A 19,186-nucleotide genomic window follows, 5' to 3' on the forward strand; every position below is an offset into this window, starting at 1 on the left:
TGCGCCGCCGGGTCGGGACTGAGGTCTACGGTGGGACCCGTGATGGACATACGGCGCGCCGGCGAGCGCTACCCCGGCGGGGACCCGGAGGCCGGGATCGAGACCTGGCACGCCTTTTCCTTCGGTCCCCACTACGACCCCGGCAACCTGCGCTTCGGCGCGCTGATCGCCTGCAACGAGGAACGTCTCGCGCCGGGCGCCGGCTTCGACGAGCATCCCCACAGCCACACCGAGATCGTCACCTGGGTCGTCGAGGGCGAACTGACCCACCGCGACTCCACCGGCCACGAGACCCGGGTCCGCCCCGGCGACGTGCAGCGCCTCAGCGCCGCGGCCGGGGTCCGGCACGTCGAGCGCAACGACGGTGTGACGCCGCTCACCTTCATCCAGATGTGGCTGGCGCCCCTGACCCCGGGCGGCGACCCGTCGTACGAGATCGTCCCGGGCATCGCCGACTCCACCCCGTACGCGGTCCCGGAGGCGGGCGCGATGCTGCACGTCCGCCGCCTGGCGGCGGGGGAGCGGACGGCGCTGCCGGACGGGGCGTACGTGTACGCGCACGTCGTGCGCGGTGAGGTGCGCCTGGGCGGCGAGACCCTCCGCCCCGGCGACGCGGCGCGCGTCACCGGCGCGAAGGACCCGGAGGCGGAGGCCCTGACCGGGGCCGAGCTGCTGATCTGGGAGATGGCCCCGTAGCGGGGCCGGCTCAGCCCCGCGCCTCCGCCAGCACCGCGTCGGTGAACGCCGGCCACACCTCGATCGCCCAGGGTCCGAACGACCGGTCGGCCAGCGCCACGCAGGCCATCCCCGCATCCGGGTCGATCCACAGGAACGTCCCGGACTGCCCGAAATGCCCGAACGTCCGCGGCGAGGACGAAGCCCCCGTCCAGTGCGGTGACTTGCCGTCGCGGATCTCGAACCCCAGCCCCCAGTCGTTGGGGCTCTGGTGCCCGTAGCCCGGCAGCACGCCCTTCGTCCCGGCGTACTGCACGCTCATCGCCTCGCTCACCGTCCGGGGGTCCAGCAGCCGCGGCGCCTGCACCTCGGCGGCGAACCGCAGCAGGTCCCCGACCGTCGAGACGCCGTCCTTCGCCGGGGAGCCCTCCAGCGTCGTCGACGTCATGCCCAGCGGCTCCAGCACCGCCTGCCGCAGGTACTCGGCGAAGGGGATGTCCGTCGCCTTCGCCACATGGTCGCCCAGCTGCTCGAACCCGGCGTTCGAGTACAGTCGCCGGTCGCCGGGCGCGGCCATGACCCGGTGCTCGTCGAAGGCCAGACCCGAGGTGTGTGCGAGCAGGTGACGGACCGTCGAGCCGTCCGGCCCCGCCGGCTCGTCCAGCTCGATCGCGCCCTCCTCGTAGGCGACCAGCACCGCGTACGCGGCGAGCGGCTTGGTGACCGAGGCCAGCGGGAAGCGCCGGTCGGCGGGGCCGTGGGTCCCGAGGACCGTGCCGTCGGCCCGTACGACACCCGCCGCGGCGGCGGTAACCGGCCAGTTCTCGATCAGTGCGAGGCTGTTCAGCGACATGCCGCCGAGCCTATGCGCCTCGCAGGACCAGCCGCATCGAGGGGTCGGAGTCCCGGGTGAAGCCCAGCGAGGCGTACAGCGGCTCCGCGGCGGGGGAGGCGGTGAGCAGCACATGCCCGGTGCCCCGTTCCCGGAACCACTCCAGCAGCGCCTCCATGCAGGCGCGCGCGTGGCCCTGGCGCCGGGCGTCCGGGTCGGTGGCGACGCTGAACACCTGGCCGACCCGGCCGTGCGGGTTCCCGGCCTTGCCGATGCGGTAGTCCACCGTCCCGGCGACCACCGCCGCCAGTGCTCCCGGCCGCCGCGGATGGTCCACCACGAACGCGGCGAAGTCCCCGTCCGCCTCCGCCAGCCGCTTGCGCAGCACCGGCAGGGACTCGGCGTGCCAGTCCGTGTCCCCGTCCGCGGAGAACACCGAATCGATCATGACCTGGCGCAGGCGCAGCAGCTCCTGCGCATCCTCGGGAAGGGCGCGGCGTACTAGGCTCATGCCGCCTACGGTACTTACATCCTCGCGTGAATTCTCGCCCTTTTCGCTTGCTTGGAGTGCACTCCAAGGTCATAGCGTGGAGGCCATGACGGTGATGCAGACCATGCCCGCGGCCACCGAGGACAGCCCCACCAGGACCGACATCTGCTCAGCCGCGCCACGCCGGCACCCGCGCCCCGACGGCCAGGACCGCTACACGATCAGCGAGGTCGTCGCCTTCACCGGCCTCACGGCCCACACCCTGCGCTGGTACGAGCGGATAGGCCTGATGTCCCACATCGACCGCTCGCACACCGGCCAGCGCCGCTACTCCAACCGCGACCTCGACTGGCTGGACCTGGTCGGCAAGCTCCGGCTGACCGGCATGCCGGTCGCCGACATGGTCCGGTACGCCGAGCTGGTGCGCGAGGGCGACCACACCTTCGACGAACGCCGGGAACTGCTGGAGACGACCCGCCGGGACGTCCTCTCCAGGATCGCGGAACTCCAGGACACGCTCGCCGTACTCGACCGGAAGATCGACTTCTACTCGGAGAGGACCCGATGAACGACAGCACCATCCCCACCGTCCGGCTGGGCGCGGAAGGCCCCGAGGTGGGTGTGCAGGGCCTCGGCTGCATGGGCATGAGCTTCGCCTACGGCCCCGCCGACGCCGAGGAGTCCAGGGCCACCCTCGACCGGGCGCTCGAACGCGGCGTCACCCTGTACGACACGGCGGACGCGTACGGCGCCGGCCACAACGAGACCTTCCTCGCCCCCTTCTTCAAGGCGCACCGCGACGAGGTGGTCATCGCCACCAAGTTCGCCCTGTCCATCCCGCCGGAGGACCCCACCCGGCGGATCATCCGCAACGACCCGCCGTACATCCGCCAGGCCGTCGAGGCGAGCCTGCGGCGCCTGGACGTCGACGTCATCGACCTCTACTACATGCACCGCCGCGACCCCGAGGTCCCCATCGAGGAGACCGTCGGCGTCATGGCCGAACTGGTCCGCGAGGGCAAGGTCAAGCAGCTCGGCCTGAGCGAGGTCACGGCACCCGAACTGCGCGCCGCGCACGCGGTGCACCCGATCGCCGCCGTCCAGTCCGAGTGGTCCCTGTTCAGCCGTGACATCGAGGCCAACGTGGTGCCGGCGGCGGCCGAACTGGGCGTGGCCCTGGTCGCGTACTCCCCGCTCGGCCGCGGCTTCCTCACCGGCTCCTTCGCCCGCGCCGAGGACCTGACCGAGGACGACTTCCGCCGCCAGCAGCCCCGCTACACCGGCGACAACGCGGCGGCCAACGCGGCCCTGCTGGACCAGATCCGCGAGATCGCCGACAGCCACGACGCCACCCTCGGGCAGATCGCCCTGGCCTGGCTCCACCACCAGCAGACGGTCCGCGGCCTCCCGGTCATCCCGATCCCGGGCACCCGCAAGCCGTCCCGGGTGGAGGAGAACACGGCGGCGGCGACCATCGCGCTGACGGCGGAGGACCTGGAGGTCCTGGAGTCCATCGCCACCAAGGTGGCAGGCGACCGCTACGCGGACATGACGTTCACGTCCGCGGGCCGCGAGTAGCAATGCCCTGGAGGGCGCGGGGAACCGCGCGGCAAGCCACGGACGACCCGTGCCCCGAAGACGGCAGAACCCGGCGGACGCTCACAGCTCCGCCAGCAGCTCCGCCTTCTTCACGGAGAACTCCTCGTCCGTGACCAGCCCCGCCTGGTGCAACTCCCCGAGATGCCGGATCCGCTCGGCGATGTCCGCGGGGTCGCGGCGCCGGTGCGCCGCGACCACCGCGGCCACCGGCCCCCGCTCGCGCACGGCCGCCAGCACCGACGCCGCGAACGGCAGCGACTCGTGCACGGGCCCGTACCCCAGCCCGAACACCACCGCCGCCGGATCCTGATCGGCCTGCGCCGGCTGCTCCGCGCCGTCCCGCCGCAGCAGCCGCAGGTACCCCTCGAACAGCTCCGGCGAACGCCATTCGACGCCGCCGAGCTCGGCGACGGGGAAGCTCTGGTCCCCGGCCTTCCACTTCTCCGACGACGCCCCGGTCCAGAACCACCGGAACCGCACGGTCGTCCCGTCGAAGGACGCCTTCGCGTCGTACGCCTTGAAGGACTGCGGGGCGCTCGGCGCGGCCACCAGGAACCGCTCCGCCGGTCCCGACTCGGTCAGCTGCGCCCGCAGCTCGTCGGCGTAGTACTCCGCGAGCGTCTCCCGCGCGGCCGGCAGCACCAGTCGGTACGGGTCGCCGTTCTCCTTGAGCTGCCCGTCCGCCGCCTCCAGCAGCGGATCGGCCCCCGGTCGCACCTCCGCGCGCAGCACGACGGTCCCGCGCTTGCCGGGAGTCAGCGTGACCCCCTGCAACGCCTCCAGCGGCACCCGGCGTTCGCCGAGCGCCTGGAACAGCTTGGGTGTTCGAATCCCCCGTTCGTAACGGATGAGCACGGAGTCGGACTCGAACTCCCAGGCGGCATGAAATCCGGCCAGTACGTCACCCATGCGGCTCATCGTATGCGGCACGCGCTCTTTCGTCCCGTCCCTGCGCAAACCGCAGTTTCTGCGGCTCTACGCGCGTCCGGCGCTCGGCGTCCCGGACAAACCCGCCCGGCACATGCCCCGATCGTCGGCGCAGTCGACCGCGCGGTACGCGCCAACCCCGATCTCGGCGAGGTTCGCGAGGCTGTCGGTGCCGGGTTCGAAGTACCCGGCGTGCCCCTCGGCCTCGCGTGCCGACAGCAGCCGGGCGCCGAACCCGGCGGACATCGGGTCCGCGCCGTGCCCGAGGCCGCCCAGCTCCAGATAGGGCACGTCCTGGATCCAGTCGTCGGCGTCCCGCATCGCCCATACATGGGCGGACGTGCCGAGCTGGGCCGCCTCGGTGACCCGCATGCCGGGGCTGCCGGCCACGGCTATGTCGGCGACCCGGCCCGGCAGCTCGGGCGCGGCGACCCCGCAGACCACGGAGCCGTAGCTGTGGCAGAACAGCGAGACCGGCGCGTCGCCGGGCAGCGCGCGCAGCAGCGCGTTCAGCCGGACGGCGCCGTCCGCGGCGCGCCACGCGGTGGCCGCGTCCATGCCGACTCCGCTGGGGGCCGTGTAGTCGGCCCAGGCGATCACGGCGGTCCGGGTGTCCGGGCCGGCGGCGCGCTCGGCGGCGTAGAGGGACTTCGCCATGCCGACGGGCGCCGAGTACTCCCGGTGGCTGCGCTGGAAGGTGAGCAGGTCGGTATCGACGCCTGGGACGACGACGGAGACCCGTTCGGCCTTGCGGAGGTCGCCGAAGACCTCGGCGATCCGGCCGGATCCCTCCGGGTCGAAGGCGAGGATGTGCCGCCCCTCGCGCATCAGCGCCCGGAAGCGGTGCATCCGCAGGCCCGCCTCCCGCCGCCCGGCCGGGGTGAGACGGCTGTCGCGCATCCGTTTCAGTTCGATCTTCCGGGCCTGACCGAGCGCGATGCGGTTGGCGCGGTAGCGCAGGGTGACGGGGGCGCCGTTCATGTTGCCGACCGCGAGCGGGTAGCGCTTGGCGAGCCGCGCGCGCTGGGCGTCGGTGAGGGCGGCGAAGAACCGGGCGAGCCGGGTGGGGCCGGAGTCCGGGTCCGGCAGCCGGTGTCCGTCGATCCGGCCCCGCTCCCAGGAGGCGAGGGAGGCCTGCAGGGGGGTGGTCTCCCGGTGGCCCTTCAGGGCGGTCCAGCCGGTGGTCGCCAGCATGACGAACACGACTGCCAGCGCGAGCAGCGCGCGCCAGAGACCGATTTGCGGGGAGGAGTCGAAGGAAGTCACTGGGAGGACACACTAGGAGAACGGGAGGGTCTCGGGTGACGCGTGTGACAGGCATCACGTTTGACTGATGAGCTGTGGATCTAGGGGGTCCGGGGCGTCCGCCAGGCCCCGGCCAGGGAGGGGCCCACCTGATCGAGGTACGTCGCCGTCAACGCGCGCAGCGCCTCCATGCTGAAGTCGTCGCCCGCGCTCCACAGCCGCTCGGTGACCCGGATCACCCCGCCGAAGACGGCCACCGCCACCCGCGGCCGCGGGTCGGCGTCCACGTCCAGCCCCTCCCGTTCGGCGATCAGCCGGGCGATCTGCTCCTCGATCTCCGCCGAGCTGCGCAGATAGGCGGCGAGCAGCACGGGCGTCGACTCGATCACCCGGTACATCCGCAGATACAGATCGATCGGGACGACGGCCTCGACGACCTCGTGCAGGGTGTCCCAGCCGTCCAGCACCGCCCGGCGCATCGCCTCCAGCGGCGGCTCCCCGGCGGGGCGGGCGCGCAGCGCGGCAACGAAGTGCGCCACCGCCAGTCGCTGGGCGGCGAGGGCGGCGTCCTCCTTGCCGGCGAAGTACCGGAAGAAGGTGCGCTGGGAGACGTCGACGGCCGCCGCGATCTCGTCGACGGTGGTGCGCTCGTAGCCCTGGGTGGTGAACAGTTCGAGGGCGGCCCGCAGCAGGGCGTCCCGGGTGCGCTGCTTCTTGCGTTCGCGCAGGCCGGGCGAGGACCCCGACGCTGTCTCCATGGCACCTCTTCTCTGAACCGTGCGCCCAGTCCAGACCCTAAGGGAGTGGCGTGTCAGTTACCGAAACGTGAAATGGTTTGTCAACTGTCAGTGGCTGTCATTAGCCTCGAAGCATGACTAGTCAGACCACCATCGACAAGACGGGGCCGGGGGACGACGCCGGATCAGCCCCGTCGGATCCCTCGCCGGCCAAGGGGCTGCGAGGGCATCCGTGGTTCACCCTCATAACCGTCGCCGTGGGGGTCATGATGGTGGCCCTCGACGGCACCATCGTGGCCATCGCCAACCCGGCCATCAAAGAGGACCTGAACGCGAGCTTCGCGGACGTCCAGTGGATCACCAACGGCTACTTCCTCGCCCTCGCGGTCTCCCTGATCACCGCGGGCAAGCTGGGTGACCGCTTCGGCCACCGGCAGACCTTCATCATCGGCGTCGTCGGCTTCGCCGTCGCCTCCGGCCTCATCGGGATGTCGAGCAGCATCGCGCTGGTCGTCACCTTCCGGGTGCTGCAGGGCCTGTTCGGCGCGCTGCTCATGCCGGCCGCGCTCGGCCTGCTGCGGGCCACCTTCCCGGCCGAGAAGCTGAACATGGCCATCGGCATCTGGGGCATGGTCATCGGTGCCTCCACCGCGGGCGGCCCGATCCTCGGCGGTGTGCTCGTCGAGCACGTCAGCTGGCAGTCGGTGTTCTTCATCAACGTGCCGGTCGGCGTCCTCGCCGTCGTACTCGGCGTGATGATCCTGCTCGACCACCGCGCCGAGAACGCCCCGCGCTCCTTCGACCTGCTGGGCATCGCGCTGCTCTCCGCCGCCATGTTCTGCCTGGTCTGGGCCCTCATCAAGGCGCCCGAGTGGGGCTGGGGCGACGGACTGACCTGGACCTTCATCGGCGCCTCGGTGCTCGGCTTCGCCCTGTTCGCCTTCTGGGAGACGCGGGTCGGGGAGCCGCTGATCCCGCTGGCCCTCTTCCGTTCGATCCCGCTCTCCGCGGGTGTCGTCCTGATGGTCCTCATGGCCATCGCCTTCATGGGCGGTCTGTTCTTCGTCACGTTCTACCTGCAGAACGTGCACGGCATGAGCCCGATCGACGCCGGCCTGCACCTGCTGCCGCTCACCGGCATGATGATCGTCGGTTCGCCGCTCGCCGGCGCGATGATCACCAAGATGGGCCCGCGCGTCCCGCTGGCCGGCGGCATGGCGGTCACCGCGCTCGCCATGTGGGGCATGTCCACGCTGAAGGCGGACACCGGCAGCGGTGTGATGTCCCTCTGGTTCGCCCTGCTCGGCCTCGGCCTCGCGCCGGTCATGGTCGGCGCGACCGAGGTCATCGTCGGCAATGCGCCCATGGAGTTGTCCGGCGTGGCCGGCGGTCTCCAGCAGGCCGCGATGCAGATCGGCGGCAGCCTCGGTACGGCCGTCCTGGGCGCCGTGATGGTCTCCAAGGTCGACAGCGACCTCGCCGGCAACTGGACCGACGCGGGCCTCCCGCCGCTCACCCCCGAGCAGCAGGAGCAGGCCGCCGAAGCCGTCCAGGCCGGTGTGGCGCCGGTGCCGCCGGGCACCCCGCCGGAGATCGCCGCGAAGATCACCGGCGTCGCCCACGACACCTTCATCTCCGGGATGTCCCTGGCCTCGCTGGTCGCCGCGGCCGTCGCGGTGGCGGCCGTGCTGGTCGCGTTCCTCACCAAGCGCGGCGAGAACGCGCAGGCGGGAGCGGGCGCGGCGCACATCTGACGGTCCGTCGACGGTGGCGGGGTTCCCCTATCAGGGTGACAACGCCAACGTTTCCTCCCACCCCGCCCGCACCGCGAGTCACAGTGGGTCAAGCCCTTCGTACGGCATGTTCCGCTGGCAAGTTCGTACGAGGACGAGGGCGACCTGGGCTGCGGCGCGCCGCTGGAGGGGGGTGGCGCGCCGGCAGACAGGATTGAGGCGCAGAGCGGGGGTACCCGGGTCACCACGGTGACGAGCTCCGGACACGGAGCGCGCGGGTGCCCCCGCTCACGTGGCCGGAGGGGGTCACGGACCGGGCCGGACCGCGCGTCGCTCGCCATCGCCGTCGTGGCTGTGGGCGCAGCGGCACCCCGTGGCGCCGGGTTGCGCGCCCACCAGGGCGCGCAGCGCCCGCACCTCCTCCGTCAGCGCCGCGATCGCCTCCGTCTGCCGCCGCTCCTCCGCGTCGTCGTTCTCGAACCGCGAGATGAACCACGCGGCGATGTTCGCGGTCACCAGACCCAGGAGCGCGATCCCGGACAGCATCAGGCCCACCGCCAGCAACCGCCCCACGCCGGTCGTCGGCGCGTGATCCCCGTACCCCACGGTCGTCATCGTGGTGAAGGACCACCAGACCGCGTCACCCAACGTCCGGATGTTCCCGTCCGGAGCCTCCCGCTCCACCGACAGCACGGCCAGCGACCCGAACATCAGCAGCCCCACCACGGCGCCGGCGACATAGGTCGTCAGCCGTATCTGTGAGGCCATCTGCGCCCGCCGTCCCACCAGCAGCAGCGTGGACACCAGCCGCAGCAGCCGGAGCGGCTGGATCAGCGGCAGCACCACCGCGCACAGGTCGAGCCAGTTCCGCCGGACGAACTCCCCGCGCCGCTCGGCGAGGACGAGCCGCACCGTGTAGTCGCCGGCGAACGCCGCCCACACGGTCCACTCGACGACCGCGCACCCGAGCGTCACCGACTCGCTCGCCGAGGTGTGCACTATCGGCACCGCGTAGGCGACGGCGAAGGCCACGGCCAGCGCCATCAGGGGTCTCTGTGTGCGCTCTTCCCAACGGGCCCGCGCCGACTGTTCCTTCATGCGGGGCATCGTAGGAAAGCGTGAGGGGGTGGTGAACCCGCAGGTCCACCACCCCCTCACGGTTCACGCGCTACGCGTCGCCGCCCGCGGCCCCGGGGTCCGCCGCCGACACGTCGAGCAGCTGGTACCGGTCCACGGCCTGCTTCAGCACCGACCGGTCCACCTTGCCCTCCTTCGCCAGCTCGGCGAGCACCGCCACCACGATCGACTGCGCGTCGATGTGGAAGAACCGCCGCGCCGCCCCGCGGGTGTCGGCGAAGCCGAACCCGTCCGCGCCCAGCGACTGGTACGTCCCCGGCACCCACCGCGCGATCTGGTCGGGAACCGACCGCATCCAGTCGGAGACGGCCACGAACGGCCCCTCGGCCCCGCTCAGCTTCCGCGTCACGTACGGCACCCGCTGCTCCTCCTCCGGGTGCAGCAGATTGTGCTGCTCGCACGCGACCGCGTCCCGCCGCAGCTCGTTCCACGAGGTCGCCGACCACACGCCGGCCCGTACGTCCCACTCCTCGGCGAGGATCCGCTGCGCCTCGACCGCCCACGGGACGGCCACGCCGGAGGCGATGATCTGCGCCGGGATCCGGCCGGCCGTGCCCTCGCCGAACCGGTAGACGCCCTTGACGATGCCCTCGACGTCGACGTTCTCCGGCTCGGCGGGGTGCTGGATCGGCTCGTTGTAGACGGTGAGGTAGTAGAAGACGTCCTCGCCGTGCGGGTGCTCCTCGCTGCTGCCGTACATCCGCCGCAGACCGTCCTGGACGATGTGCGCGATCTCGTAGGCGTACGCGGGGTCGTACGCCACACAGCCCGGGTTGGTGGAGGCGAGCAGCTGGGAGTGGCCGTCGGCGTGCTGCAGGCCCTCACCGGTCAGGGTCGTGCGCCCGGCGGTCGCGCCCAGTACGAATCCGCGCGCCAGCTGGTCGGCCATCTGCCAGAACTGGTCGCCGGTGCGCTGGAAACCGAACATCGAGTAGAAGACGTACACCGGGATCAGCGGCTCGCCGTGCGTCGCGTACGCCGAACCGGCCGCGATCAGCGAGGCCGTGCAGCCGGCCTCCGAGATGCCGTCGTGCAGCATCTGCCCGGTCGGCGACTCCTTGTACGCGAGCAGCAGATCGCGGTCGACCGCCTCGTACTGCTGGCCCAGCGGGTTGTAGATCTTCGCACTCGGGAAGAACGAGTCCATGCCGAAGGTGCGGTACTCGTCCGGCGCGATCAGCACGAACCGCTTGCCGATCTCCTTGTCCCGCATGAGGTCCTTCAGCAGCCGGACGAACGCCATGGTCGTCGCGATGGACTGCTGGCCGGTGCCCTTCTTCACGGTCGCGTACGTCTTGTCGTCCGGCAGCGCCAGCGGCTTCGAGCGGACCACGCGCGTCGGGACGTAACCGCCGAGCCCCTTGCGCCGGTCGTGCATGTACTGGATCTCCTCGGAGTCCCGCCCGGGGTGGTAGTACGGCGGGAGCCCGCTCTCCAGATCCTTGTCGGCGATCGGCAGGTGCAGCCGGTCCCGGAAGCGCTTGAGGTCGTCGACCGTCAGCTTCTTCATCTGGTGGGTGGCGTTGCGGCCCTCGAAGTTGGGCCCCAGCGTCCAGCCCTTGACCGTCTTGGCCAGGATGACCGTCGGCTGGCCCTTGTGCTCCAGGGCCGCCTTGTACGCGGCGTAGATCTTCTTGTGGTCGTGGCCGCCGCGGCCCAGCATCAGGATCTGGTGGTCGGACATGTTCTCGACCATGGCGCGCAGCCGCTGGTCGTCGCCGAAGAAGTGCTCGCGGATGTACGCGCCGGACTCGGTGGCGTACGTCTGGAACTGGCCGTCCGGCGTGGTGTTCATCCGGTTGACCAGCAGCCCGTCGCGGTCCCGCGCGAGCAGCGGGTCCCACGTCCGGTCCCAGATCAGCTTGATCACGTTCCAGCCGGCGCCCCGGAAGACCGACTCCAGTTCCTGGATGACCTTGCCGTTGCCGCGCACCGGGCCGTCGAGCCGCTGCAGGTTGCAGTTGACGACGAAGGTCAGGTTGTCCAGGCCCTCACGGGCGGCGATGGTCAGCTGGCCGAGCGACTCCGGCTCGTCCATCTCGCCGTCGCCGAGGAACGCCCAGACGTGCGACTTGGAGGTGTCCGCGATGCCCCGCGCGTGCATGTACCGGTTCATCCGGGCCTGGTAGATCGCGCCGATCGGGCCGAGGCCCATGGACACGGTCGGGAACTCCCAGAAGTCCGGCATCAGCCGCGGGTGCGGGTACGAGGACAGCCCGTACGGCGCCTTCGACTTCTCCTGGCGGAACGCGTCGAGGTTCTGCTCGCTGAGGCGGTCCAGCAGGAACGCGCGGGCGTAGATGCCCGGCGAGGCGTGCCCCTGGAAGAAGACCTGGTCGCCGCCGTCACCCTCGTCCTTGCCCCGGAAGAAGTGGTTGAAGCCGACGTCGTAGAGGGACGCGGAGGAGGCGAAGGTGGCGATGTGGCCGCCGACGCCGATGCCCGGGCGCTGGGCACGCGAGACCATCACGGCGGCGTTCCAACGGGTGGCGTTGAGGATCCTGCGCTCGATCTCCTCGTTGCCCGGGAAGAACGGCTCGTCCTTGGTGGCGATGGTGTTGACGTAGTCCGTGCTGCGCATCTCGGGCACGGCCACGCGCTTCTCGCGGGCCCGCTCGATCAGCCGCAGCATCAGATAGCGGGCGCGCTCACGGCCCCGCTCGTCGATGGCGGCGTCGAGGGAGTCGAGCCACTCCTGCGTCTCCTCGGGGTCGAAGTCAGGAACCTGACTCGGAAGGCCGCCAATGATGATCGGATTGCGATCGGATCCGGAAGCCACGCTGGTCCTTACCTGTCAGAGGGGCTGTTGAGGGCTGCTGGGGCTGTTTCTGCTTGATTGCGCCGATCCCCATCGTGTACCTCACGGCAGCAAACGTCACCTTTACTGTGAGGTAACCGCCGTACGTTCGAAACTCGTACCCTTGGGTGGTTCCCAAACGTACAAAGAGGGCAGATAGGTGTGGTGTGTGTCACCTTGGCCCTTGGGCGGGTGCCTGGAGTTGCGGCGACACGGCCTGGATCGTCACCGTTTCGGCGGTCTGAACCGCCGGGTACTTGCGCGATCCGCCCCGCCCGTGTGGACTACGGCCAATGCTTCGCGCACGCGCGTGGCTGAGATATTCCCAAGACATGATCAGGAGGCAACCCGTGAGCGCGACCGCGGACCACGCGGAGGAGCGGACGAACCCTGCCGCCAGGCTGGGGTTCCAGCCCGGGCAGGTGGTCCAGGAGATCGGCTACGACGACGACGTCGACCAGGAACTCCGCGAGGCCATCGAGGAAGCCATCGAGGGCGACCTGATGGACGAGGACTTTGACGACGTGGCCGACGCCGTTGTGCTGTGGTTCCGTGACGACGACGGCGACCTGACGGATGCGCTGGTGGATGCCACCACGTACATCGAGGAAGGCGGCGCGATCCTGCTCCTGACGCCGAAGACCGGCCGTTCGGGGTACGTGGAGCCGAGCGACATCTCGGAAGCCGCGACGACCGCGGGCCTGACGGCGTCCAAGAGCGTCAGCGTGGGCAAGGACTGGAGCGGCAGCCGCCTCGCCACGCCCAAGGCCGCCAAGTCGAAGCGGTGACCTTCCGCTGAACAGCCGAGCACGGACGGGCCGGGTCACCCCGGCCCGTCCGTCCGCCTTCCGTGCCCGCTGCGTAGGGTGGATGCCGTCCGAACGGCCCACCGCGAAGGGATGACACGAGATGGCGATCCAGGTCGGAGACAAGGCGCCCGACTTCGAGCTGAAGGACAACCACGGACGCACCGTGAAGCTCTCGGACTTCCGCGGCGAGCAGAACGTGGTGCTGCTCTTCTACCCCTTCGCCTTCACCGGCGTGTGCACCGGCGAGCTGTGCGAGGTGCGCGACAACCTCCCGAAGTTCGCGGACCGCGCCACCCAGGTGCTCGCCGTCTCCAACGACTCCATCCACACCCTGCGCGTCTTCGCCGAGCAGGAGGGCCTGGAGTACCCGCTGCTGAGCGACTTCTGGCCGCACGGCGAGGTCAGCCGCGCCTACGGCGTCTTCGACGAGGACAAGGGCTGCGCGGTGCGCGGCACCTTCGTCATCGACAAGGAGGGCGTGGTCCGCTGGACGGTCGTCAACGGCCTGCCGGACGCCCGTGACCTGAACGAGTACGTCAAGGCGCTCGACACCCTCTGATTTCTCGTACCCAGGGCCTGCGGGGCGCGGGAACCCGTCACTAGGATCGACTCGTTTGATCCGTTACCAACGCACGACGGGGCTCCCCGCCCCAAAACACCAATGGAGGACTCGTGGGAGTCAGCCTCAGCAAGGGCGGCAACGTATCGCTGACCAAGGAGGCCCCGGGCCTGACCGCGGTCATCGTCGGTCTGGGGTGGGACGTGCGCACCACGACCGGCACGGACTTCGACCTCGACGCGAGCGCGCTGCTGCTGAACAACGCCGGCAAGGTCGCCAGCGACCAGCACTTCATCTTCTTCAACAACCTCAAGAGCCCCGACGGCTCCGTCGAGCACACCGGTGACAATCTCACCGGTGAGGGCGAGGGCGACGACGAGCAGATCAAGGTCGACCTCGCCGGTGTCCCGGCGGACGTCGAGAAGATCGTGTTCCCGGTGTCGATCTACGACGCCGAGAGCCGCCAGCAGTCCTTCGGCCAGGTCCGCAACGCGTTCATCCGCGTGGTGAACCAGGCCGGCGGTGCCGAGATCGCCCGCTACGACCTCAGCGAGGACGCCTCCACCGAGACCGCCATGGTCTTCGGTGAGCTGTACCGGCACGGCGCCGAGTGGAAGTTCCGCGCCATCGGCCAGGGCTACGCGTCGGGTCTGCGCGGCATCGCGCAGGACTTCGGCGTGAACGTCTGAGCCAGCTGAAGGTCCTCGTCCGGCGTCGCACGGTTTACGTGCGGCGCCGGACGCGCAGGACAGCCAGAGAGACATCATCACCGGGGAGGGAACAATCATGGGCGTCACGCTCGCCAAGGGAGGCAACGTCTCCCTGTCCAAGGCCGCACCGAACCTCACACAGGTGATGATCGGGCTCGGCTGGGACGCTCGCTCCACCACCGGAGCCCCCTTCGACCTGGACGCCAGCGCCCTGGTGTGCGGCGGCGGCCGCGTGCTCGGCGATGAGTGGTTCGTCTTCTACAACCAGCTCAAGAGCCCGGACGGCTCGGTGGAGCACACCGGCGACAACCTCACCGGCGAGGGCGACGGTGACGACGAGTCGATCCTGATCGACCTCTCCAAGGTCCCCGACCGGTGCGACAAGATCGTCTTCCCGGTCTCGATCCATCTGGCCGACGAGCGCGGCCAGACGTTCGGGCAGGTCAGCAACGCCTTCATCCGGGTCGTCAACCAGGCCGACGGCGTGGAGCTGGCCCGCTACGACCTCAGCGAGGACGCCTCCACGGAGACCGCCATGATCTTTGGCGAGGTCTACCGCTACCAGGGAGAATGGAAGTTCCGGGCTGTGGGCCAGGGGTACGCGTCGGGTCTTCGGGGGATCGCTCTAGACTTCGGAGTCAACGTTTCGTAAAGCCGAGTGCGGCGCGGGGGAGACCCGTACACACAGGAGTTGGGTAGCCAGTGGTTCTGAAAACGTTCGGCTGGTCGTTCGCGGTCACCGCGCTCGGCCTCGTCGCGGCGGTCTTCTACGGGGGGTGGACCGCTTTCGGTGTAGTGGCGATCCTCTCCGTCCTCGAGATCTCCCTGTCCTTCGACAACGCGGTGGTCAACGCCGGAATCCTGAAGAAGATGAGTGCCTTCTGGCAGAAGATCTTCCTCACGATCGGCATCCTGATCGCCGTCTTCGGCATGCGGCTGGTCTTCCCGGTGGTCATCGTGGCCATCAGCGCCCAACTGGGCCCGATCGAGGCAGTCGACCTCGCGCTCACCGACAAGGACCGCTACCAGGAACTGGTCACCGACGCCCACCCGGCGATCGCGGCCTTCGGCGGCATGTTCCTGCTGATGATCTTCCTCGACTTCATCTTCGAGGACCGGGACATCAAGTGGCTCGGCTGGCTCGAGCGCCCGCTGGCCAAGCTCGGCAAGGTCGACATGCTGTCGGTCTGCATCGCCCTGATCGTCCTGCTGATCACGTCGATGACCTTCGCCACCCACGCCCACCTGCACGCGGGCCCCGCGGACAAGGCGGAGACGGTGCTGCTGGCGGGAGTCGCCGGCCTCATCACCTACATGATCGTCGGCGGTCTGTCCGGCTACTTCGAGGACAAGCTCGAGGAAGAGGAGGAGCGCGAGCACGAGGAAGAGGAGGAGGCCGAGCGCACCGGCAAGAAGCGCCCGGCGATCGTCCTCGTCGGCCGCGCCGCGTTCTTCATGTTCCTCTACCTGGAGGTCCTGGACGCGTCCTTCTCCTTCGACGGTGTCATCGGCGCCTTCGCCATCACCAACGACATCGTGATGATGGCCCTCGGCCTCGGCATCGGCGCCATGTACGTCCGATCGCTCACGGTCTACCTGGTCCGCCAGGGCACCCTGGACGACTACGTCTACCTGGAGCACGGCGCGCACTACGCGATCGGCGCCCTCGCCGTGATCCTGCTGGTCACCATCCAGTACGAGATCAGCGAGCTGATCACCGGCTCCATCGGCGTCATCCTGATCGCCGCCTCCTTCTGGTCCTCCGTCCGCCGCAACCGGGCACTGGCGGCGGCCGAGGGCAATGGCAGCTCGGACAAGACAGAGGTGTCGTCCGGGGTGTGACGCACCCGCGGTCGAGGAACGCTCTGAGCGGGGCGGTCGTCGAGGACCTGACGTCCTCGTGGCCGCCCCGCCGTGCTGTGCGGGCAGGGCGCAGGGTCGGACAGGTGGGGACACCGGGGGAGATCAGGGGGCGGAGATGGGCTTGCTGGACGGGTTCTGGCGTGGGCGGGCGGCCGAGTTCGACTCGGGCAGCGCGGCCACGAACGCGATCGAGCTGACCAAACGGCACAGCCAGGTGTCACTGACCAAGCAGGGCGCGGCCACCGGCCACCTGAGGATCAACCTGGCCTGGCGGATGCGCAGCTCCGACATCGGCGGACCGCAGCGGGAGAGCCTGCTGCGGCATCCGTTCAAGGCGCTGAAGCCGCCGGAGGTCATGGGGCACACCCAGAGCATGGTCAACGTCGACCTGGACCTGGGCTGCCTGTACGAGCTGCAGGACGGCACCAAGGGCGTGGTGCAGCCGCTGGGCGGCTACTTCGGGGACGTGAACGCGGCGCCGTACGTGAAGCTCACCGGGGACGACCGGTTCGGGTCGGGGTCCGGCGAGACGCTGTACGTGAACCTCGATCACCGGGAGTCGATCAAGCGGCTGCTGGTGTTCGTCTACATCTACGACCAGACGCCGGCGTTCGACCGCACGCAGGCGGTCGTGACGCTGTTCCCGACCAGCGGGCCGCGTGTGGAGATCCATCTGGACGAGCGGCATCCGCAGGCGCGGTCCTGCGCGGTGGTGATGATCGAGAACGTGAAGGGCGAGATGTTCGTGCGCCGCGAGGTGAAGTTCGTGTACGGGTTCCAGGCGGAGCTGGACCGGCTGTACGGGTGGGGGCTGCAGTGGGGGCGGGGGCACAAGACGAAGGCCGAACGGTAGGTGTACGACGCTTCCCGCGCCCCCGGGCGGGTCTCCCTCAGCGTCCGATGAACTGCGGCCCCTGCGGCGGCATGCGGAACTCGCCCGCCGGCTGCGGATACCCGTACGACGGGGCGCTGGTCGGCTGGGGGTAGCCGTAGGCCGGGGCCGTGGCCGGGGCCGTGGCCGGGGGCTGCTGCGGGTAGCCGTAGCCGGCCTGCGGGGGGACCGTCTGCGTCGGCTGCTCGGGGGGCAGCGGCTGGGACACCTCCGGGGGCGTGTGCGTCTGCGCCGGCTCCTCCGGCACCTCCGACTCGTCGACCGAGATGCCGTAGTCCGTGGCCAGGCCCTTCAGGCCGTTGGAGTAGCCCTCGCCCAGGGCGCGGAACTTCCAGCCCTCGCCGCGGCGGTACAGCTCGCCGCAGATCAGCGCGGTCTCCTCGCCGGTCTCCGGCTTCACGTCGAAGTACGCCAGCGGTTCCCCGTCCGGGGCGGCGGCGTCGTACAGCAGGATGCGCAGGGACCGTACGCGGTCGAAGGGGACGCCGTCCGCCGAAGCGACGATAAGAATCTGTCCGACGCCGGGCTCGACACCGGCCAGATCTGTCTGGATCGTATCGGTCAGGCCCTCGGCAACCCGCTTCTTGCCGAGCCGCCAGACCTGTCCGGAGGGGTGCCGGGGCTGGTTGTAGAAGACGAAGTCCTCGTCGGAGCGCACACGACCGTCGGGGCCGAGGAGCAGCGCCGAGGCGTCGACATCCGGGACCCCCTGCCCGGGCGTCCAGCGCAGCACGGCGCGCACCGTCGTGGCTTCGAGCGGGACGTTCGACCCCTTCAGCATGGCGTGCGTCATGCGGTCATCCTGCCTTCTCCGTCCTGGTCACGACAACGCGGGGGTGGGGTGTGGACAGCGAGTCGTGTGGGACCCCGTTACCTGAAATTCATGCCCGTCGGGAACCCCCGACATGGAGTTCTACGTACTATTACCGGCCACCCATCAGCGCTTTTGCCGATACAGCCACCGTCGCCACGGGGGAGTTCTATGCGTCATTTCGGGCACATCGCCCCTGAGGTGCGGCAGCGCCTCTTCCACCGGGAGCCGTGCGAGTTCACCGCCGGCTCCCCGGCCCGGCTGCTCTCCGCGGCCCTGGGCGCCACGCTGTACAGCCCGGCCACCAGGCCGCGGCTCGCCGACGACATCCTGAAGCAGACCGGACGCGGCGTGGTCTCGATGGTGCTGTGCCTGGAGGACTCGATCGACGACGCGGACGTCGCCGCGGGCGAGGAGAACCTCGTCCGGCAGTTCACGGACCTCGCCGGCCGCGTCGGCGCTGCCGAGCCGCCGCTGCTGTTCATCCGCGTCCGCACCCCCGAGCAGATCCCCGACCTGGTCGGCCGGCTCGGCCCGGCGGTGCGGCTGCTGTCCGGCTTCGTGCTGCCGAAGTTCACCGAGGAGCGCGGCATGCCCTTCCTGGAGGCCGTGGCGGCGGCCGACACGGCGAGCGGACGGCGGCTGTTCGCGATGCCGGTGCTGGAGTCGCCGGAGCTGCTGTACCGGGAGTCGCGGGTGGAGACCCTGGAGGGGATCTTCAGGGCCGTCGACAAGTACCGGGACCGGGTGCTCGCGCTGCGGCTCGGGGTCACCGACTTCTGCTCCTCGTACGGCCTGCGCCGGGCCCCCGACATGACGGCGTACGACGTCCAGATCGTGGCCTCCGTGATCGCCGACGTGGTGAACATGCTGGCCCGCGCCGACGGGACCGGCTTCACCGTGACCGGGCCGGTGTGGGAGTACTTCCGGGTCCAGGAGCGCATGTTCAAGCCGCAGTTGCGGCGCAGCCCCTTCCTGGAGGGGCAGGCGGAGGAATTGCGCGCGAGACTGATCGAGCACGCCATGGACGGGCTGCTGCGGGAGATCTCGCTGGACCAGGCGAACGGCCTGCTCGGCAAGACCTGCATCCACCCCTCCCATGTGCTGCCCGTGCACGCGCTGTCCGTGGTCAGCCACGAGGAGTTCAGCGACGCGCAGGACATCCTGCGGCCGGAGCGCGACGGCGGGGGAGTGCTCAGGTCGGCGTACACGAACAAGATGAACGAGGTGAAGCCGCACCGCGCCTGGGCCGAGCGGACCCTGCTGCGCGCCGAGGTCTTCGGCGTGGCGCGCGAGGACATCGGCTTCGTGGATCTGCTGGCCGCCGGGATCCCGACCTGAACCGGCCCCGCAAGGGACGTACGAACCTC

The 19,186-nt window shown here is 70.1% G+C and carries 19 protein-coding genes; 11 read left to right on the plus strand and 8 right to left on the minus strand.

Annotated elements, in window-relative coordinates:
• Window positions 1–42 precede the first annotated feature (42 nt).
• Window positions 43–696 carry a pirin family protein gene (locus ACSU6L_RS25720; RefSeq protein ID WP_437065061.1) on the plus strand — a complete coding sequence of 218 codons (654 nt, stop codon included), beginning with the start codon at window positions 43–45 and terminating at the stop codon, window positions 694–696.
• A 10-nt stretch (window positions 697–706) separates the two neighbouring features.
• Here the strand turns inward: ACSU6L_RS25720 and ACSU6L_RS25725 are convergent, their stop codons facing one another.
• Both ACSU6L_RS25725 and ACSU6L_RS25730 read right to left on the minus strand, forming a co-directional pair.
• Complete coding sequence (locus ACSU6L_RS25725) at window positions 707–1,528, minus strand: serine hydrolase domain-containing protein (protein WP_437060448.1); 822 nt, start codon at window positions 1,526–1,528, stop codon at window positions 707–709.
• 10 nt (window positions 1,529–1,538) lie between these two features.
• On the minus strand, window positions 1,539–2,018 hold the full coding sequence (locus ACSU6L_RS25730) for a GNAT family N-acetyltransferase (protein WP_437060450.1): 480 nt from the start codon (window positions 2,016–2,018) through the stop codon (window positions 1,539–1,541).
• 85 nt (window positions 2,019–2,103) lie between these two features.
• Here ACSU6L_RS25730 and ACSU6L_RS25735 point away from each other — a divergent pair, with 85 nt between their 5' ends.
• Both ACSU6L_RS25735 and ACSU6L_RS25740 read left to right on the plus strand, forming a co-directional pair.
• Entirely contained in the window at window positions 2,104–2,565 is a 462-nt protein-coding gene (locus ACSU6L_RS25735; protein ID WP_365505940.1) for a MerR family transcriptional regulator, read from the plus strand.
• A complete protein-coding gene (locus ACSU6L_RS25740; RefSeq protein WP_437060453.1) occupies window positions 2,562–3,575 on the plus strand; it encodes an aldo/keto reductase in 1,014 nt (337 codons plus the stop codon). The genes ACSU6L_RS25735 and ACSU6L_RS25740 overlap by 4 nt, the downstream gene beginning before the upstream one ends.
• A gap of 81 nt (window positions 3,576–3,656) precedes the next feature.
• Here ACSU6L_RS25740 and ACSU6L_RS25745 read toward each other — a convergent pair whose 3' ends face one another.
• The 3 genes from ACSU6L_RS25745 to ACSU6L_RS25755 form a co-directional block, all read right to left on the minus strand.
• Window positions 3,657–4,514, minus strand: coding sequence for a DUF4429 domain-containing protein (locus ACSU6L_RS25745; RefSeq protein ID WP_437065063.1), 858 nt, complete (start codon window positions 4,512–4,514; stop codon window positions 3,657–3,659).
• A gap of 57 nt (window positions 4,515–4,571) precedes the next feature.
• The gene (locus ACSU6L_RS25750; RefSeq protein ID WP_437060455.1) at window positions 4,572–5,789 is read right to left on the minus strand and encodes an alpha/beta hydrolase family protein; all 1,218 of its coding nucleotides are present in this window, start codon (window positions 5,787–5,789) and stop codon (window positions 4,572–4,574) included.
• A gap of 80 nt (window positions 5,790–5,869) precedes the next feature.
• The gene (locus tag ACSU6L_RS25755; RefSeq protein WP_437060457.1) at window positions 5,870–6,526 is read right to left on the minus strand and encodes a TetR family transcriptional regulator; all 657 of its coding nucleotides are present in this window, start codon (window positions 6,524–6,526) and stop codon (window positions 5,870–5,872) included.
• Window positions 6,527–6,639: 113 nt separating this feature from the next.
• Between ACSU6L_RS25755 and ACSU6L_RS25760 the strand changes: the two genes are divergently transcribed.
• Window positions 6,640–8,259, plus strand: coding sequence for an MFS transporter (locus tag ACSU6L_RS25760; RefSeq protein WP_437060459.1), 1,620 nt, complete (start codon window positions 6,640–6,642; stop codon window positions 8,257–8,259).
• A gap of 285 nt (window positions 8,260–8,544) precedes the next feature.
• On the opposite strand, the gene ACSU6L_RS25765 is transcribed toward ACSU6L_RS25760, so the two are convergent.
• Both ACSU6L_RS25765 and aceE read right to left on the minus strand, forming a co-directional pair.
• Window positions 8,545–9,336, minus strand: coding sequence for a potassium channel family protein (locus tag ACSU6L_RS25765; protein WP_437060461.1), 792 nt, complete (start codon window positions 9,334–9,336; stop codon window positions 8,545–8,547).
• A gap of 70 nt (window positions 9,337–9,406) precedes the next feature.
• The gene (aceE, locus tag ACSU6L_RS25770) at window positions 9,407–12,154 is read right to left on the minus strand and encodes a pyruvate dehydrogenase (acetyl-transferring), homodimeric type (RefSeq protein WP_437060463.1); all 2,748 of its coding nucleotides are present in this window, start codon (window positions 12,152–12,154) and stop codon (window positions 9,407–9,409) included.
• Between the two features lie 368 nt (window positions 12,155–12,522).
• Between aceE and ACSU6L_RS25775 the strand changes: the two genes are divergently transcribed.
• From ACSU6L_RS25775 to ACSU6L_RS25800, 6 genes are all read left to right on the plus strand, one after another.
• On the plus strand, window positions 12,523–12,960 hold the full coding sequence (locus ACSU6L_RS25775) for a DUF3052 domain-containing protein (protein WP_189696770.1): 438 nt from the start codon (window positions 12,523–12,525) through the stop codon (window positions 12,958–12,960).
• A 121-nt stretch (window positions 12,961–13,081) separates the two neighbouring features.
• Window positions 13,082–13,540 (plus strand): peroxiredoxin, encoded by a 459-nt coding sequence (locus ACSU6L_RS25780; protein WP_073938789.1) that lies wholly within the window; start codon window positions 13,082–13,084, stop codon window positions 13,538–13,540.
• Window positions 13,541–13,653: 113 nt separating this feature from the next.
• Entirely contained in the window at window positions 13,654–14,229 is a 576-nt protein-coding gene (locus ACSU6L_RS25785; protein WP_437060466.1) for a calcium homeostasis/redox stress adaptation protein, read from the plus strand.
• Between the two features lie 97 nt (window positions 14,230–14,326).
• Window positions 14,327–14,902 carry a TerD family protein gene (locus ACSU6L_RS25790; RefSeq protein WP_073938791.1) on the plus strand — a complete coding sequence of 192 codons (576 nt, stop codon included), beginning with the start codon at window positions 14,327–14,329 and terminating at the stop codon, window positions 14,900–14,902.
• Between the two features lie 50 nt (window positions 14,903–14,952).
• The gene (locus ACSU6L_RS25795; RefSeq protein WP_365505923.1) at window positions 14,953–16,092 is read left to right on the plus strand and encodes a DUF475 domain-containing protein; all 1,140 of its coding nucleotides are present in this window, start codon (window positions 14,953–14,955) and stop codon (window positions 16,090–16,092) included.
• A 136-nt stretch (window positions 16,093–16,228) separates the two neighbouring features.
• Window positions 16,229–16,966, plus strand: coding sequence for a TerD family protein (locus ACSU6L_RS25800; protein ID WP_073938793.1), 738 nt, complete (start codon window positions 16,229–16,231; stop codon window positions 16,964–16,966).
• Window positions 16,967–17,003: 37 nt separating this feature from the next.
• Here the strand turns inward: ACSU6L_RS25800 and ACSU6L_RS25805 are convergent, their stop codons facing one another.
• Entirely contained in the window at window positions 17,004–17,798 is a 795-nt protein-coding gene (locus ACSU6L_RS25805) for a TerD family protein (protein ID WP_437060469.1), read from the minus strand.
• Between the two features lie 189 nt (window positions 17,799–17,987).
• On the opposite strand from ACSU6L_RS25805, the gene ACSU6L_RS25810 reads away from it, so the two are divergent.
• Window positions 17,988–19,157 (plus strand): HpcH/HpaI aldolase/citrate lyase family protein, encoded by a 1,170-nt coding sequence (locus ACSU6L_RS25810; RefSeq protein WP_437060471.1) that lies wholly within the window; start codon window positions 17,988–17,990, stop codon window positions 19,155–19,157.
• The last annotated feature ends 29 nt before the right edge of the window (window positions 19,158–19,186 follow it).

This window comes from Streptomyces sp. enrichment culture (genome assembly GCF_964272855.1).
In the GTDB taxonomy this organism is placed as follows: Bacteria; Actinomycetota; Actinomycetes; order Streptomycetales; family Streptomycetaceae; genus Streptomyces.

Coding starts and splice junctions, on each gene's coding strand:
- ACSU6L_RS25810 (WP_437060471.1), top strand. CDS start 17,988: ATGCGTCATTTCGGGCACATCGCCCCTGAGGTGCGGCAGCGCCTCTTC.
- ACSU6L_RS25760 (WP_437060459.1), top strand. CDS start 6,640: ATGACTAGTCAGACCACCATCGACAAGACGGGGCCGGGGGACGACGCC.
- ACSU6L_RS25720 (WP_437065061.1), top strand. CDS start 43: ATGGACATACGGCGCGCCGGCGAGCGCTACCCCGGCGGGGACCCGGAG.
- ACSU6L_RS25805 (WP_437060469.1), bottom strand. CDS start 17,798: ATGACGCACGCCATGCTGAAGGGGTCGAACGTCCCGCTCGAAGCCACG.
- ACSU6L_RS25765 (WP_437060461.1), bottom strand. CDS start 9,336: ATGAAGGAACAGTCGGCGCGGGCCCGTTGGGAAGAGCGCACACAGAGA.
- ACSU6L_RS25730 (WP_437060450.1), bottom strand. CDS start 2,018: ATGAGCCTAGTACGCCGCGCCCTTCCCGAGGATGCGCAGGAGCTGCTG.
- ACSU6L_RS25790 (WP_073938791.1), top strand. CDS start 14,327: ATGGGCGTCACGCTCGCCAAGGGAGGCAACGTCTCCCTGTCCAAGGCC.
- ACSU6L_RS25745 (WP_437065063.1), bottom strand. CDS start 4,514: ATGAGCCGCATGGGTGACGTACTGGCCGGATTTCATGCCGCCTGGGAG.
- ACSU6L_RS25735 (WP_365505940.1), top strand. CDS start 2,104: ATGACGGTGATGCAGACCATGCCCGCGGCCACCGAGGACAGCCCCACC.
- ACSU6L_RS25780 (WP_073938789.1), top strand. CDS start 13,082: ATGGCGATCCAGGTCGGAGACAAGGCGCCCGACTTCGAGCTGAAGGAC.
- ACSU6L_RS25755 (WP_437060457.1), bottom strand. CDS start 6,526: ATGGAGACAGCGTCGGGGTCCTCGCCCGGCCTGCGCGAACGCAAGAAG.
- ACSU6L_RS25800 (WP_073938793.1), top strand. CDS start 16,229: ATGGGCTTGCTGGACGGGTTCTGGCGTGGGCGGGCGGCCGAGTTCGAC.
- ACSU6L_RS25740 (WP_437060453.1), top strand. CDS start 2,562: ATGAACGACAGCACCATCCCCACCGTCCGGCTGGGCGCGGAAGGCCCC.
- ACSU6L_RS25725 (WP_437060448.1), bottom strand. CDS start 1,528: ATGTCGCTGAACAGCCTCGCACTGATCGAGAACTGGCCGGTTACCGCC.